This window comes from Paraburkholderia sp. OAS925, assembly GCF_040543975.1.
GTDB classification, from domain to species: domain Bacteria; phylum Pseudomonadota; class Gammaproteobacteria; order Burkholderiales; family Burkholderiaceae; genus Paraburkholderia; species Paraburkholderia graminis.
In genome coordinates, this window is the sequence record NZ_JBEUNO010000002.1 from 835019 (window position 1) to 847829 (window position 12811).

Genomic DNA, 12811 nt, shown 5'->3' on the forward strand with positions numbered 1-12811 from the left:
TCGCCCGGCGACAGACGATGTCACGTCAACGCCACCGAGCGGTTGCGTCCTTGCCGCTTGGCGCTGTAAAGCGCCGCATCGGCCTCGTTGATCAGCACCTCGTAGGCGGGCAACCCTGGGCGCGCAGCCGCGCCACCCACGCTCGCCGTCACGGGCACGCTGGTGCCCTGCACTTCGACCGGCGTATCCGCGATCGTGCAGCGGATTTTTTCGGCGACGCGCATTGCGTCCTCGAGCGGCGTGCACGGCAGCAGCAACGCGAACTCCTCGCCGCCGAAACGCCCAAACGTGTCCTGCGCCCGCACGACTCCGGCGACGCGCTGCGCCATCACGCGCAGCACCGTATCGCCGACGCCGTGACCGAACTGGTCGTTGATCTTCTTGAAATGATCGAGATCGAACAGCAGCACCGACATGTCGCCGCCGTAGCGCTGCCAGCGCGTGTATTCGTCGAGCAGACGCGCCTCGAAATAGCGGCGGTTGGCAATGCCGGTGAGCCCGTCGCGATCCGCATACTCCTGCAACTTCGCGACGGCCTCTTCGCGCTCGCGCTGCACGATGCTCACGTGCGTCACATCCGAGATCGTCACGCACACGGCCACCACTTCACGCTCGCGAGTGAGCGGCATGAACGTGCAGTCCTGCTGCATGTAATCGACACCGCCCGTGATCGGCCGGTCGTGATCGAACTTGAAGAGATACGGGCGCTGCTCCCACGAACTGAACGCGAAACTGCCCAACTGAAACACGCTTTCGATCTTGCGCGACAACCACACGCGCGGCAGTTCGGGAAAATGGACGAACAGCGATTTGCCGACCACCTGTTCCGCCGACAAACCGCTGTGATCCTGCATGAACCGATTCCACATCAGCACGTTCATGTCGCGATCCAGCACGAAAATGCCGAAGCCGACACGCTCCACGACCAGGTCGCTCAACGATTGCGCGGGCGAGCTCATAGGCTGGACAGCAACGCGTCGAGCGCGTCGTTCATGTGGCGGATCGATTCTTCCGCCATCAGCATCACGAGATGCGCGCGGAAGCTCTGATCTTCGAGCGTGAAATTGACCTCGACGAGCAGCGCGACTTCCCATTGCAGCACGCCCGGCTGGAACACTTCGTCGAGCGTCATGGCGTCGCCGAGAAGACCGGGCGCGGAGAACACCGGCGTGCGGCCGAGCTGGTCGAGGATGCATGACACGCACGCGCCGGTCAGCACGTTGGCGACGTCGAACATCAACTCTTTCTGGCTCACCGATTCGTAGGCCGAGCGCGAGTACGGATCGCTCACGAGCGCACACAGATCGTCGACGCTGTCGCTGCGGCAAATCACCAGCGCCTCGCCCTTGATGTCCGAGCGGAAACCCTGGCGCACCGCGCTCACCGGGTCTTCGATCCCGGTCATCTCGCGCAGCGCCTGCGCCGCCTCGCTGACCGCCACTACCCTCACGCGCGGCACCGACAACTCGATGAACGAATCGAGCAGCCGGGCGAGACGCGTCGCGGCTTGACCCATCGCCAGATTGGCGACCTCTTGCAGCGCGTCGCGCTGATCTTCGGTGAGGACTGGCTCAGACATACAACCCGTACTCCTTGAGGATGGGCAGTACCGCCTCGGGCGTCACGGGCTTGGCGATGAACGCCGCGGCGCCGAGCGCGCGCACGCGCGCCTGGGCCATCGGCTGAATATCGGCTGAGACGACGATGACGAAGGTATTCAGATCCTCATGCTGCAACGCCTCGAGCACCTGATAGCCGTTCATGTCCGGCATGGTCAGGTCGAGGAACATCACCGAGGCTTTCCCTTGACGATACAAAGCGAGCGCTTCGCGTCCGTTCGTGGCGTAGGACACGTCGACGTCCCAATCCGGCGGCAATGCCTTGGTGAGCACCTTGCGGGCAAGCAATGAATCATCGGCGATCACGATAGGCAAAGGCATGGCGGACGAAAGACGGAATGAGCTCGTGCGTGTTAACGGCGGATAGCGGGATCTCTTTAGGGAGAAGTCTGACGGCGCGCGGCGAACCGCGCCGATGCTGGCGGGAAAGCGGAGAACGGCAAGACGTGGAGAAGGCGCGGCGACGCGCGCCTGGCGTAACCATTGCTCGCGCAGGAATGCGCGCGTGTGCGGCGGACGACGGCTATGACCGGCATGTGCTGAGCCTACCCCGTATATGAATCGGCGCGGCTCGCTGAACCTGGCTGATTCCGTGCCGCGCGCGCGTGGTTTCCGCGAACGCCGGCACTCACGCGCGTACGCATGATCCGGTGCCCTCGCGGCGTATGCGTTCGAACATGGCGGACGCACTTTTTATCGTGCGTCGATTCTCGAAGTAAAGCAGCCGAAAAGCAATACACGGTATTCGCGTCCCGCTAACAATATCTTCCTTGGTTCGACGCTTTTCGAAAACATACGCGCCGCATAATAATCGTTTTTATACCGTTTATACTTTTGTGTACGTTTGCGCTTCTCGATTTGTCACTGTTTTAAAAGGGCGACGAATTACGCATTAAAGCGGCAAGCCCAGTTCATAACGGTAACTTCTACCGCCGTTCTGCGACTATGCTTCTCGTATCCTTTCTTTTTCCGCCTTGAAACACCGAGCGTTTATTAATGACACAAGACCGGTTCGACCCGCATCGAGCGAGCCGCCTTTCCGCTGACGGGCAGGGCGAGGCGGTATTTCCCGCCGTGCCGGAGCAGAATTTTCAGGTTCGGCGCATGACTTTGATCGCGCTGCTTGTCGCCGCGGTCGTGCTGCCGTGCCTTTACGTCGCGGCCATGGCGTTCAGCGACCTGCGCACCCGCGAAGCCGACGCCACCGACATGACCCTGCGCACCGTGCGCGTCGCTGAGGAACACGCGCTGAAAGTGTTCGACATGAACGAAACGCTCGACACGCGCATCGTCGATTTGACGGAAGGCCTCGACGACGACGGCATTCGTGCGCGCGCGGCGGTCATTCACCAGAAAGTGCGAACGATGGGCGGCGGCTATCCGCAAGTGGCCGCCGTGTCGATTTTCGGCCGCGACGGCGCGTTGCTCGTCAGCAGCCGGTTTTATCCCGCGCCGGTGGTGTCGATCGGCGAACGCGACGATTTCGTCGGCCTTCGCGAGGGCCGCGACCTCGAACATGTATCGAAGGTGATGACGGGGCACGTCGCGGGCGAGCAGGTGTTCAACACCGGCGTGGAACGGCGCGCGCCCGACGGCACGTTTGCGGGCGTCGTGTCCGTCGCGCTGCGTCCGAGCTATTTCGACGCGTTCTACCGCGAACTGCTCGGCGGCAACGACGGCCTGCCGATGACCATGACGCTCGTGCGCGCCGACGGCGCGGTTCTCGCGCACTATCCGCGCCGCCCGCGCGAGCCGGCGGCCGTCGCCGCGGATTCGCCGTTCGCCCAGGCCATGAAAGAGGGACGCCGCGCCGGCGTCACGCGCATGCATTCGAACATCGACGGCGACAACATGATCGTCGCGTTCCGGCACGTCGGCTCGTATCCGGTGTACGTGATGTGCGGTTATCGCGCGTCGGCGATGTGGGCCGCCTGGTATCGGCATCTCGCGGTGCTGTTTCTGACGATATTCACGCCGTCCGTCGCGCTCTGGTGCGTGATCTGGCTGTCGTTGCGGCGGCTCGGCGCCGAAGAAGAAGCGTGGGCGCGCTGGCAGGCGGAAGCGTCCATGCGCCGCTCGATCGAATCGGCATACCGGCAGTCGCGCAAGATGGAAGCGCTCGGCACGCTGGTCGGCAGCGTCGCGCACGACTTCAACAATCTGCTGATGATCCTCTCGGCCAACGTCCAGGTCGCGCGGCGGCGCGGCGCGGCGGGGCTCGACCGCGAACTGTCGGCGATGGAACGGGCGCTGAAAAGCGGCCAGTCGCTCACGCGGCAATTGTTGGGCGTCGCGCGCAAACAGCCGCTTCGCAACGAAACCGTCGCGCTCGAACGCTGGCTGCCGGCGTGCCGCGATCTGCTGCGCGCGTCGCTCGGCGCAAAGGTTTCCCTGGTGATGGATATCGGCGTCGATATCTGGCCGATGCGCGTGGACGTCGCCGAGCTGGAACTCGCGCTCATCAACATCGCCGTGAACGCGCGCGACGCCATGCCCAACGGCGGGCGCTTCACCGTGCGCGCGACCAACATCACGTTCCGTCATGAAGACGGCTTCCCGCTGACGGGCGATTTCGTGCAGTTGTCGCTGGAGGACACCGGCGCCGGCATGGCGCCCGAGGTGCTGGCGCGCGCCTTCGAGCCGCTTTTCACGACCAAGGCGAAGGGCATGGGCACGGGGCTGGGCTTGCCGCAGGTGTTTGCGTTCTGCGAGCGCTCGGGCGGGCTGGCCGCGATCGACAGTGCGGTCGGCGCGGGCACCTCCGTGCGGCTCTATTTGCCGCGGGCGACGGAAGAAGCGACCGTCGACGGCCCGATCGAAACCGGCGCCGACGACCCAGCCGCGCAGCACGCGCTGCGCATTCTGCTGGTCGAGGACAACGAGGAAGTGGCGGCCGGCACCGAAGCGCTGCTGCAGATGATGGGCCACCACGTCACCTGCGTATTGAATGCGGACATGGCGTTGGGCCTTCTGGACGACGCCCACACGCGGCAAATGCGCACCGGTGAGCCGCTGCCGTTCGACGTCGTGCTGTCGGACATCCATATGCCGGGAAGCCTGAACGGCATCGATCTCGCCGAGGCGATCAGGGCGCTCGACTCGAGGCTGCCGGTCATCCTCGTGACCGGCTACGCGGAAGAGCTCGATCGCGCGCGGCACGTCAACGTGCGGGTGCTTTCCAAACCGTTCGACATCGCGCTGCTCGAAAGCTTGCTGAAGACAATCCAGCATGAACTCGCTCAGAGCGGCCTCGATCCGGCGGCGCATCACGTGCAATAACCGGTTCGCCGGCGGCTTTTTGCCTCTTCCTCCCGTTACGCGGAATTGTAAAAAGCGCGGTTGACGCGGCCACGGCGGGTCGACAAAGCGTTTCGCTCACGCCCACGGCGGCGGGCGGGCGGCGCATGGCCGCGTTCCGGCATGAACGTTGCGGCATCCGACAGGTAATGGGGATGGCGCGCGCTGCGCTGTCCGTCGTAGCCAAACGGGAGGCAGCCATGCGACATACCGTGATTGGTTTATTCAACACCTACGCTGAGGCCGAAGCCGCCCGCGACACCTTGGTGCAGACCGGTTTCGCGCGGGAGACGATCGAATTGCAGGCAAACGCCGAGCCGTCGGTCGGCTCGGCCACCGACGAAGTCGCCGGTTCGGGCGTGCTCGCAAACATTGAGCGGTTTCTGGCGAGCCTCTTCGCGAGCGGCCCGCGCGCGCCGGAGACGGCGCGCTACAGCGAAGCGCTGCGTCGCGGGGCGGTGCTGGTCGTCATCGACGCCGCCAGCGAATCGCACGCGGAACTCGCTCGCAACACGCTGACGCGGCTCGGCGCGACGGACATCGGCGAGCGCTCGCCGGATTGGGGCAACCAAACCGGCACCGAAAACCGCGCGCGAACATTCGCTGCTCGACGAACTGGGCATCGGCACGCCTACGCCCGGCGCCACACGCGGCTCCGCGGTCGGAACGACGGGCGTCGGGAGCCGGGACACGATGACATCCCCGAGAACCGGAACGACGACGCCGCCGGCCGCTGGCGTGGCAACGCCCGGCAGCGCGGCTGCGAATGCCGCCGCCGCACGGTCGGATGTAACGGCCGACCCGCTGTATTCCACGCCACCGCGCAGCACCGACGCCGAACCCTTCGTGCCGCCGCCGCTTGGCGAGCGGCCGACCGCCGATCCGCTCGGCGAACCCGTGCGCGATCCGCTGGCCGGCGATGTCGGACGCAGCGCCATTGCCGCGGGCTCGGCGCCGGGTTCGGGCGCGGTGATGCAGCCGTCCGAAGTCGTGTCGGGCACCGCTCAGCCGACCGCGGGCCTGAGCGGCCAGATTCCGAACGAATATCTGGAATACGAAGAAGACTTCCGCACGCATTACGACGAGCAGTACGCCGCCGACGACTCGCGTTACGAGGATTACGTGCCGGCTTACCGCTACGGTGCGGAGATCGGCAAGGACGTGCGTTATCGCGATCGAGCGTGGGATGACGTCGAGCCGGAAGCGCGGCGTCATTGGGAATCGACGTCGGCCGAGAACAGCACATGGGAGCGCTTCAAGCTGGCCGTGCGTCACGGCTGGGAGCGCGTGACCGGGCATCATCACGTATGAAACTGCAGCGGCGGGCCGTGAAGCGATGGCGACGCCGCTGCATTTGGGAGCGGCTGATGTGAGCAGCTTGTCTTGCGAAGCGTAGGTGCCGGCGTTAGGCGGTGGTATGCCGCTTCACCCACGTCACGTAGCGATCGACGAAACTTTGCAGGAACTTGCGCGTGCCGTCGTTGAGAATTTCGCCCTTCTCGTTGATGACCGCCGGGTCGTGCTTGATGAACACCTCGGGTTGGCCGAGCGTCGCGACGTCCAGATAGGCGAGCACATTGCGCAGATGTTGTTGCGCGAGAGCCGAACCGGTCGCGCCGACCGACGTGCCGATTACCGCGCCCGGCTTGTTGCCCCAGGAATTCTTGCCCCACGGGCGCGAACCCCAGTCGAGCGCGTTCTTGAGCACGCCGGGAATCGAGCGGTTGTATTCGGGGGTGACGAACAGCAGGCCATCGGCGGCTTCCACGCGCTGCTTGAGTTGCCTGGCGACTTCGGGGAAGTCGGCGTCGTACTCCTGGCTGTAAAGCGGCAATGAACCGATGTCGATGAATTCGAAGGTGAAGTCGGGCGGCGCGAGAGAAATGACGGCTTGCGCCAACTGGCGGTTGAACGACTCGCGGCGCAGGCTGCCGACGACGACTGCGATATGTAGGGCCATGATTCGCTTCCTTGGATTAGGCGCTCGAAGCGCGAAGGGTACGAACTGCTCATCATAGGCAAAAAGCCCGACGCCGGTGCGTGGTCGAGCGCCAGAGCGGTGAATCGGCGGAAAAAGTGTGGCGGGTTTGCGCTAGGCCGGTGGATAAGCCACGGCCAGCAAAAGTTATCCACAGATTTACTGAATAACCTTGTGGATAACTGGTACTTTTGCCTTGTCAATCAAGCCTGCCTCCGGCCTATGCCATTTGGAGGCAGCAAGCATTCACGGAGGATCAGCCATGAGTCTGGATCACGCGGGAAAATCGCACGATGAAGCAGTCGCGGCCCGCAAAAAGGAGAAGCCGCGCTCGCTGGAACAACCGGGCGGCGAGATGGCCGTCGACGGCACGCAGGCGGACGCGACGCATAGCAGCGGGAAGCTGTCGGAGCGCGGCAAAGAGGTGTGGCGCACGGGCGCCGGCATGGACGGCAGCGGGAAGTCGTAGCTGTCGGTTCTGCGCTGTGTGCTGTGTGCTGGGCGGCGTGGGTTGCCGCGCTGGTGTTGGATGTGACAAGGGCGCCTTTTAATGGGCGCCCTTTTTTGTTTGCGTCGGCTCGGGGTTCGTGTAGCCGGCGCCGGCCATCAGTTGCCGAAGAACACGTTGCAGTAGGACGCCGGGCCGTTGCACTGCGACGGAGCGGCGGCCTCGGCTGCGCCCGAAGCGGCGGCGAACAGTGCGATGGAAGCGATCAGGGCGGACAGAATGCGTTTCATGGTGCTACTCCTCAGGGTGTTGGCAGCGATCTCGGTCGATCGACGGACGAAGAATAGCCATTCGGCGTCTGCGTAAAAATGGGGAGGACCGGAAGACATCTTTTCGCTTTTTGAAATGATCGGTGCGGGTGCCGAGCGTTCTTTGCGGCCGCGCCGTTGCCTGCCTGCGTTTGCCGGCGGCCTTATGGCTTTCGATATCAGCACGGCGTGCGGTTTTCGATTTCCGCAATAATCAATTTCCGTTCGTCATAAACCGGCGGCGCGGCGCGACAGAACTCTTTGAATCGCTCGATGGGGGAATCGCGCATGTCCATTACTCATTCGCTTGGGCCGCAACCTACGGCAGAATGGCGCACATCTTCGAACCTCGTACGAGACAGACGCCCGGCTTATGAGCGACAACTATTCAAACGACACCCTGCGCGTGCCGCGAAATGTGCCGCGGAGCTTTTCGTGGCGCAGGTGAGCGGCGCCGCACTCGACGATCGCGCCTACCTGACGCGACTTCGCCGGGACCTGGTGCGTTTCGCCCGCCTTCAGTTGCGCGATGCCGCCGCTGCCGAAGACGCCGTCCAGGAAGCGCTGGCGGCCGCCTGGACGCAGAGCGACCGGTTTGCCGGGCAATCGGAGCATAAGACGTGGGTATTCGGCATCCTGAGGCACAAGCTCGTGGATACGTTGCGGGCCCGGCAACGCACGGTGAATCTCTCGGCGCTGGAGTCCGAACTCGAGGACGAGGCGCTGCTGGATCGCGAGTTGTTCAAGGACAACGGCCATTGGTCGCAGCAGACCAAACCCCGACCGTGGCCCACACCGGAAACGGCGCTGCGTCAGCAACAGTTCTGGACTCTGTTCGAGATGTGCCTCGAGCATCTGCCCGAGCACATCGGCCGCGTTTTCATGATGCGCGAATTTCTCGACCTCGACACCGACGCTATTTGCGCCGAATTGCAGATGACCGCGAACCATTGCAGTGTGCTGATTTATCGCGCGCGACTGCGCTTGCGGACGTGCCTGAGCGAGAAGGGTCTATCCAGCGAGGACGCCAATGGGGAAGTGTAAGAACATCACTCGCCTGTTGTCCGATGCACTCGATCGTTCCTTGACGACCGGCGAGTGGGTCGCGATCCGGCTGCATTTGCCGACGTGCAGCGGCTGCCGCAACTATCGCAAACAGATCCGATTGCTGCGTGAAGCCGCCCACACGATCAGCGGCATTTCGACGTCTGGCGCGGCGAACGGCGACGATTGAGGTCGCGTTGGCTTGGCTTGCCTTGCCTTGCGGGGTGATGCCCGTTGCGACTGCCAGCGTTACCGTTCGCCAGGCGGCGTGTTGCGATAACGCTCGAGGAATTGTGCGTGCGCGGCTTCGTCGATTGAGACGGGGCTTCGTTCATCGCGCGCCGGATGTTTCGCTAATTGCGCGCGCGTGCGTATCGGCCGATGCTGGAAATTGCCGCCGCAGTTCGGGCACACGTTGCGCAACGTGGTGAGTGCGCATACTTCGCAAAAAGTGCATTCGTAGGTGCAGATCATCGCGTCGGACGCGTTCGGCGGCAGCGACTTGCCGCATCCTTCACAGGACGGTCGTAGTTCAAGCATTCGGACTCCGCATCAAGTTCTTTCGGTTCGCGCGCTGACGAACCTGGCTAGCATTGAGCGCAGCGCCAGTGTAGGTGGCATGGCGTTTCCGCAACTGACAGCGCTGCGTCAATTGCTGCCAGTGTGATTGCGTTTGCAAGTTGCGTTCGTGCTTTGCCTCGCGACTGGAGCAGGCAGCAACGGCGTCAGACGAACAACGCCGCTACGTTTTCGGGTGGCCGGCCTATCACGGCTCGTCCGTTCCGTACCACGATGGGTCGCTGCAAAAGGATCAGATGCGCGGCCAATGCTTCGTATAACTGAGCGTCCGAAAGCGTCACATTGGAAAGACCCAGTTCCTTATATTCGGGCTCCGAGTCGCGGATCATGTCGCGCACGGGACAGCCGAGTTGTCGATTCAGCTCATGCAATTCGGCGACTGTGAGCGGTTGCTTCAGATATTCGATGATTGTTGTGGGTTCTTCGTCGCGGTTGTATTGCGCGGTGATTAGCTCGCAGGTCGAGCGCGATTTTGAGCAACGGGGGTTGTGGTAGATGGTGATCATCGTGCGGTGAGTAAAGGAGGTGGGTGAGCCAGTCAGTCGTTTCGTTCCGGGGATGGGGCTTGGCCTGATTTTAGCCGCTCCGGTTGGACAGGTTGGGGCTTGTGGGCGAGGGTTGGGTGTCGGTGGAGCGGTGCGCGGACTGCTAACGACGCGAGCGCCAGGAGATTTGTGCGGATCCGGGACGCTTCGTGGCGATGGTTGGCGGGGCTTCGCTAGATGCGTCGTTGAGCAACTTTTCTAGGCGGCTAATGCGCGCAGGGCTGTCTTGCAGCGATTGACTGTCCGTTTGTGCGATAGAGCAGGCGGTGTTTCTTGGTCGTTCGCTGGCGGCTCCCCGAAGCTTGTGCCTTGCCTGCACGCCGCTGTCAGTTTTTTTCTGGCGGCTTTTGCGATACGTGACAGAGAGGCCGATCGCGCGAACCGCGGTTTATGCGCATAAACCGCTCCGGGCAGGCGTTAGCTCTAGCCTCACCCAAGACAGTTGTTACGTCTAGTTCGCGGGGTTGGTAGTCAGGCGCCGCCTCGCACGGGACACTGCGTACTGCATGGTGATCGTCGAGTCGTCCCTCGCAACACGTGGCCCACGGACCTACCAATCGCGTCGACCCACAAAGACACGCGCAAGCACTCCGGGATAGACGCGAGTTTATGCGCATAAATCGCTTCGGGCGCTTCGGAACGAACCCACTGCATTGCGCCCACGCCCCACGCTGCCAAGCTCGCGCCCGCGCCCGCGCCCGCGCCCGCGCCCACGTCTCGCGTCTCGCGTCTCGCGTCTCGCGTCTCGCGTCTCGCGTCTCGCGTCTCGCGTCTCGCGTCTCGCGTCTCGCGTCTCGCGTCTCGCGTCTCGCGTCTCGCGTCTCGCGTCTCGCGTCTCGCGTCTCGCGTCTCGCGTCTCGCGTCTCGCGTCTCGCGTCTCGCGTCTCTCGCGTCTCATGCCTCGTGCCCATGCCTTATCCGCAATACGAGATCGCACGGGCAAGCCGACGCATGAGCCCACCGTGGCACGCGTCGCATTCATCGCCAGCGACGCCCCAATCGATCTTTGGGGACCGGCACGACGTTGACGGGTACGAGGCGCATCCGCACAGCACAAACCGCGAAGCATTTCTCCCCAACCTCCGAATCGCCACATTCACCGGCCTTCTTTATGCGCATAAACCTAACCCGATCGGCCATTTCTATCTCTTTACACAAGAAACGATTGAAATGCGAAGTCATCCAGGTAAAATCCTTTTGCGTCTAAAAAAGGAGGTGAACATTGGCAGCGGAAATCATCGCGGTAACTCAACAGAAGGGCGGTGTCGGGAAGAGCACAATCGCGATGCACCTCGGGGCAGCTTTTCATGAGAAGGGGAAACGGGTCCTCGTCGTCGACGCCGACGGTCAGAACACTCTGATCCACTGGGCGAGCGCCTCATCCGACGGTGATACCGGCATCCCGTTCCCCGTTGTCAACCTCTCCGAAGCCGGAAGCCAGATCCACCGCGAGATCAAGAAGTTCGTGGCCGACTACGACATCATCGTCGTCGACTGCCCGCCTTCCATTACGGAAAAAGTGTCGGGCGTTGTGCTGCTGGCGGCGAGCGTCGCCGTCATACCGACGTCGTCATCGCCGGCCGATTATTGGTCGAGCATCGGCCTCGTCAAACTCGTTCAGCAGGCACAGGTCATGAACGAAGACCTGCGCGCAGTATTCCTCCTGAACAAGACGGAAGAGAAACGGATGCTCACGCGTGAACTGAAGCGTGCGCTAGAGGAACTCGGATTTCCTCTCCTTAAGACCCAGATCCCCACGCGCGAAGCCTACAAGCAGGCGATGGCGCTGGGTCAAACAGTGCTACAGATGAGCGATCGAGGCGCGAAGCTCGCCGCGATCGAAGTACGGGCGTGCGCGAATGAGATCGCCGCCTTGCTCCCGTGAAGTTTATGCGCATAAAGGACCCTGAATGAAACCCTCCCAATTCGCCAAAGGCTTTCAAGCACGTCCTGATACGACCAGCAGCGAGAAACGAACTGCACTTGACCGCCTGAACGCCATCGACGGTCTGGTCAAGAACAACGTCGCGAAGTCCCAGGACGGGACGGCGCGGACCTTATCGTCCGTGATCCCGCAGGCACACACCGACCTCGACACCGTTGATACGGAGAACGAGTCCGCCGCCTATCGCGCGTGGAGAATGGAACACGGGTACCGCCCCGGCCAGGTGATCGAACTCGCGTTGAAGACCATCAAGCCGAGCCCGTTCAATCCGCGGCATTTTTATCTGAAGTCGTCGATTGCGGAACTTGCCGTCAACCTGGCGAAGCAAGGGCAGCAGCAGGCAATTCACGTCATTCCCGACTACGACAATCCCGGCACCTACTTCGTCAGTGACGGTGGCCGACGCGTGCGCGCGCTGAAGGAAGCAAACAAGGAATCGGTGAAGGCGATCGTTATCGACCTGCCAATCGGAATCCAGAGCTACAAGCTCGGCTACGACCTCAACGTCCAACGTGATTCGCAGACCGTATTCGACAATGCAGTCGTTTGGAAACGCTTTCTGGAGGATCGCCATTTCCAGAGCCAGAAGGAACTTGCCGAGCACCTTGGCCTCGACGAGTCGACGGTTGCAGTCGCCTTGTCGATCGCCAAATTGCCGGAAGCGGTCATGCACGAGATGGTCGCGCGGCCGGATCGTTTCGGCTCCAACATGGCTTATCAAGTGGGCCGCTACCACACCGCGCGCGGTGCCGACGCGACGCTGCGCCTCATCAACAAAATCATCTCCGACGACCTGAGCACGCGGCAGGTCGCCGACATCGTCAAAGGCAGGGCAACCACGCAGGAAAGCACCAAGCCCGCGGGTCGCCAGCGCTACGCGCAGCGGCTGGAAATCAAGCTGGACGGCGTATCGGTGGGCGACCTGAAGTCATACGGAGATGATCGGATCGAGTTGCGCCTGAAGGGTCTCACGCGTGAAAAGCGCGACGACATTCTTCGCCAGATCGAGAAGATGCTGAAGTAATAGACGCGGAACAAAGCGCGGAAC

The 12811-nt window shown here is 62.7% G+C and carries 13 protein-coding genes and 1 pseudogene; 7 read left to right on the forward strand and 7 right to left on the reverse strand.

Annotation, left to right across the window (positions count from 1 at the left end; translation table 11 throughout):
- Nucleotides 1–20: 20 nt before the first annotated feature.
- The 3 genes from ABIE53_RS22600 to ABIE53_RS22610 are packed head-to-tail and all read right to left on the reverse strand — an operon-like array spanning nt 21 to nt 1940.
- On the reverse strand, nt 21–959 hold the full coding sequence (locus ABIE53_RS22600) for a sensor domain-containing diguanylate cyclase (protein ID WP_006047446.1): 939 nt from the start codon (nt 957–959) through the stop codon (nt 21–23).
- Complete coding sequence (locus ABIE53_RS22605; protein WP_006047447.1) at nt 956–1579, reverse strand: chemotaxis protein CheC; 624 nt, start codon at nt 1577–1579, stop codon at nt 956–958. The genes ABIE53_RS22600 and ABIE53_RS22605 overlap by 4 nt, the downstream gene beginning before the upstream one ends.
- Nucleotides 1572–1940, reverse strand: coding sequence for a response regulator (locus tag ABIE53_RS22610; protein WP_006047448.1), 369 nt, complete (start codon nt 1938–1940; stop codon nt 1572–1574). Before ABIE53_RS22610 ends, ABIE53_RS22605 begins: the two co-directional genes overlap by 8 nt.
- Before the next feature lie 675 nt (nt 1941–2615).
- On the opposite strand from ABIE53_RS22610, the gene ABIE53_RS22615 reads away from it, so the two are divergent.
- Nucleotides 2616–4898 (forward strand): hybrid sensor histidine kinase/response regulator family protein, encoded by a 2283-nt coding sequence (locus ABIE53_RS22615; RefSeq protein WP_053859768.1) that lies wholly within the window; start codon nt 2616–2618, stop codon nt 4896–4898.
- Nucleotides 4899–5116: 218 nt separating this feature from the next.
- Nucleotides 5117–6227 (forward strand): annotated as a pseudogene (locus ABIE53_RS22620) (hypothetical protein).
- 94 nt (nt 6228–6321) lie between these two features.
- Here the strand turns inward: ABIE53_RS22620 and ABIE53_RS22625 are convergent.
- Nucleotides 6322–6876, reverse strand: coding sequence for an NADPH-dependent FMN reductase (locus ABIE53_RS22625; protein WP_192699531.1), 555 nt, complete (start codon nt 6874–6876; stop codon nt 6322–6324).
- Nucleotides 6877–7156: 280 nt separating this feature from the next.
- Here ABIE53_RS22625 and ABIE53_RS22630 point away from each other — a divergent pair, with 280 nt between their 5' ends.
- Nucleotides 7157–7363 carry a hypothetical protein gene (locus tag ABIE53_RS22630; RefSeq protein WP_006047452.1) on the forward strand — a complete coding sequence of 69 codons (207 nt, stop codon included), beginning with the start codon at nt 7157–7159 and terminating at the stop codon, nt 7361–7363.
- Between the two features lie 137 nt (nt 7364–7500).
- On the opposite strand, the gene ABIE53_RS22635 is transcribed toward ABIE53_RS22630, so the two are convergent.
- The gene (locus ABIE53_RS22635) at nt 7501–7632 is read right to left on the reverse strand and encodes a hypothetical protein (protein WP_006047453.1); all 132 of its coding nucleotides are present in this window, start codon (nt 7630–7632) and stop codon (nt 7501–7503) included.
- Between the two features lie 453 nt (nt 7633–8085).
- Between ABIE53_RS22635 and ABIE53_RS22640 the strand changes: the two genes are divergently transcribed.
- Together ABIE53_RS22640 and ABIE53_RS22645 are read left to right on the forward strand one after the other, a co-directional pair.
- Nucleotides 8086–8694, forward strand: a complete 609-nt coding sequence (locus ABIE53_RS22640) for an RNA polymerase factor sigma-70 (protein ID WP_029967272.1) — start codon at nt 8086–8088, stop codon at nt 8692–8694.
- The gene (locus ABIE53_RS22645; RefSeq protein ID WP_192699530.1) at nt 8681–8884 is read left to right on the forward strand and encodes a zf-HC2 domain-containing protein; all 204 of its coding nucleotides are present in this window, start codon (nt 8681–8683) and stop codon (nt 8882–8884) included. Before ABIE53_RS22640 ends, ABIE53_RS22645 begins: the two co-directional genes overlap by 14 nt.
- Nucleotides 8885–8943: 59 nt before the next feature.
- Here ABIE53_RS22645 and ABIE53_RS22650 read toward each other — a convergent pair whose 3' ends face one another.
- Nucleotides 8944–9234: a DUF1272 domain-containing protein gene (locus ABIE53_RS22650; protein ID WP_192699529.1), complete on the reverse strand. Its 291-nt coding sequence runs from the start codon at nt 9232–9234 to the stop codon at nt 8944–8946.
- Between the two features lie 185 nt (nt 9235–9419).
- The gene (gene arsC / locus ABIE53_RS22655) at nt 9420–9779 is read right to left on the reverse strand and encodes an arsenate reductase (glutaredoxin) (RefSeq protein WP_192699528.1); all 360 of its coding nucleotides are present in this window, start codon (nt 9777–9779) and stop codon (nt 9420–9422) included.
- A 1261-nt stretch (nt 9780–11040) separates the two neighbouring features.
- On the opposite strand from arsC, the gene parA reads away from it, so the two are divergent.
- Entirely contained in the window at nt 11041–11703 is a 663-nt protein-coding gene (gene parA, locus ABIE53_RS22660; RefSeq protein ID WP_006047459.1) for a ParA family partition ATPase, read from the forward strand.
- Between the two features lie 25 nt (nt 11704–11728).
- Nucleotides 11729–12787 carry a ParB/RepB/Spo0J family partition protein gene (locus ABIE53_RS22665; RefSeq protein WP_029967283.1) on the forward strand — a complete coding sequence of 353 codons (1059 nt, stop codon included), beginning with the start codon at nt 11729–11731 and terminating at the stop codon, nt 12785–12787.
- Nucleotides 12788–12811 lie beyond the last annotated feature (24 nt).

What these genes read in the sequence shown, in the direction of transcription:
- ABIE53_RS22605 (WP_006047447.1), bottom strand. Translation starts at nt 1,579, where the DNA reads ATGTCTGAGCCAGTCCTCACCGAAGATCAGCGCGACGCGCTGCAAGAG.
- ABIE53_RS22665 (WP_029967283.1), top strand. Translation starts at nt 11,729, where the DNA reads ATGAAACCCTCCCAATTCGCCAAAGGCTTTCAAGCACGTCCTGATACG.
- ABIE53_RS22630 (WP_006047452.1), top strand. Translation starts at nt 7,157, where the DNA reads ATGAGTCTGGATCACGCGGGAAAATCGCACGATGAAGCAGTCGCGGCC.
- ABIE53_RS22635 (WP_006047453.1), bottom strand. Translation starts at nt 7,632, where the DNA reads ATGAAACGCATTCTGTCCGCCCTGATCGCTTCCATCGCACTGTTCGCC.
- ABIE53_RS22600 (WP_006047446.1), bottom strand. Translation starts at nt 959, where the DNA reads ATGAGCTCGCCCGCGCAATCGTTGAGCGACCTGGTCGTGGAGCGTGTC.
- ABIE53_RS22645 (WP_192699530.1), top strand. Translation starts at nt 8,681, where the DNA reads ATGGGGAAGTGTAAGAACATCACTCGCCTGTTGTCCGATGCACTCGAT.
- ABIE53_RS22625 (WP_192699531.1), bottom strand. Translation starts at nt 6,876, where the DNA reads ATGGCCCTACATATCGCAGTCGTCGTCGGCAGCCTGCGCCGCGAGTCG.
- ABIE53_RS22610 (WP_006047448.1), bottom strand. Translation starts at nt 1,940, where the DNA reads ATGCCTTTGCCTATCGTGATCGCCGATGATTCATTGCTTGCCCGCAAG.
- ABIE53_RS22650 (WP_192699529.1), bottom strand. Translation starts at nt 9,234, where the DNA reads ATGCTTGAACTACGACCGTCCTGTGAAGGATGCGGCAAGTCGCTGCCG.
- ABIE53_RS22615 (WP_053859768.1), top strand. Translation starts at nt 2,616, where the DNA reads ATGACACAAGACCGGTTCGACCCGCATCGAGCGAGCCGCCTTTCCGCT.
- arsC (WP_192699528.1), bottom strand. Translation starts at nt 9,779, where the DNA reads ATGATCACCATCTACCACAACCCCCGTTGCTCAAAATCGCGCTCGACC.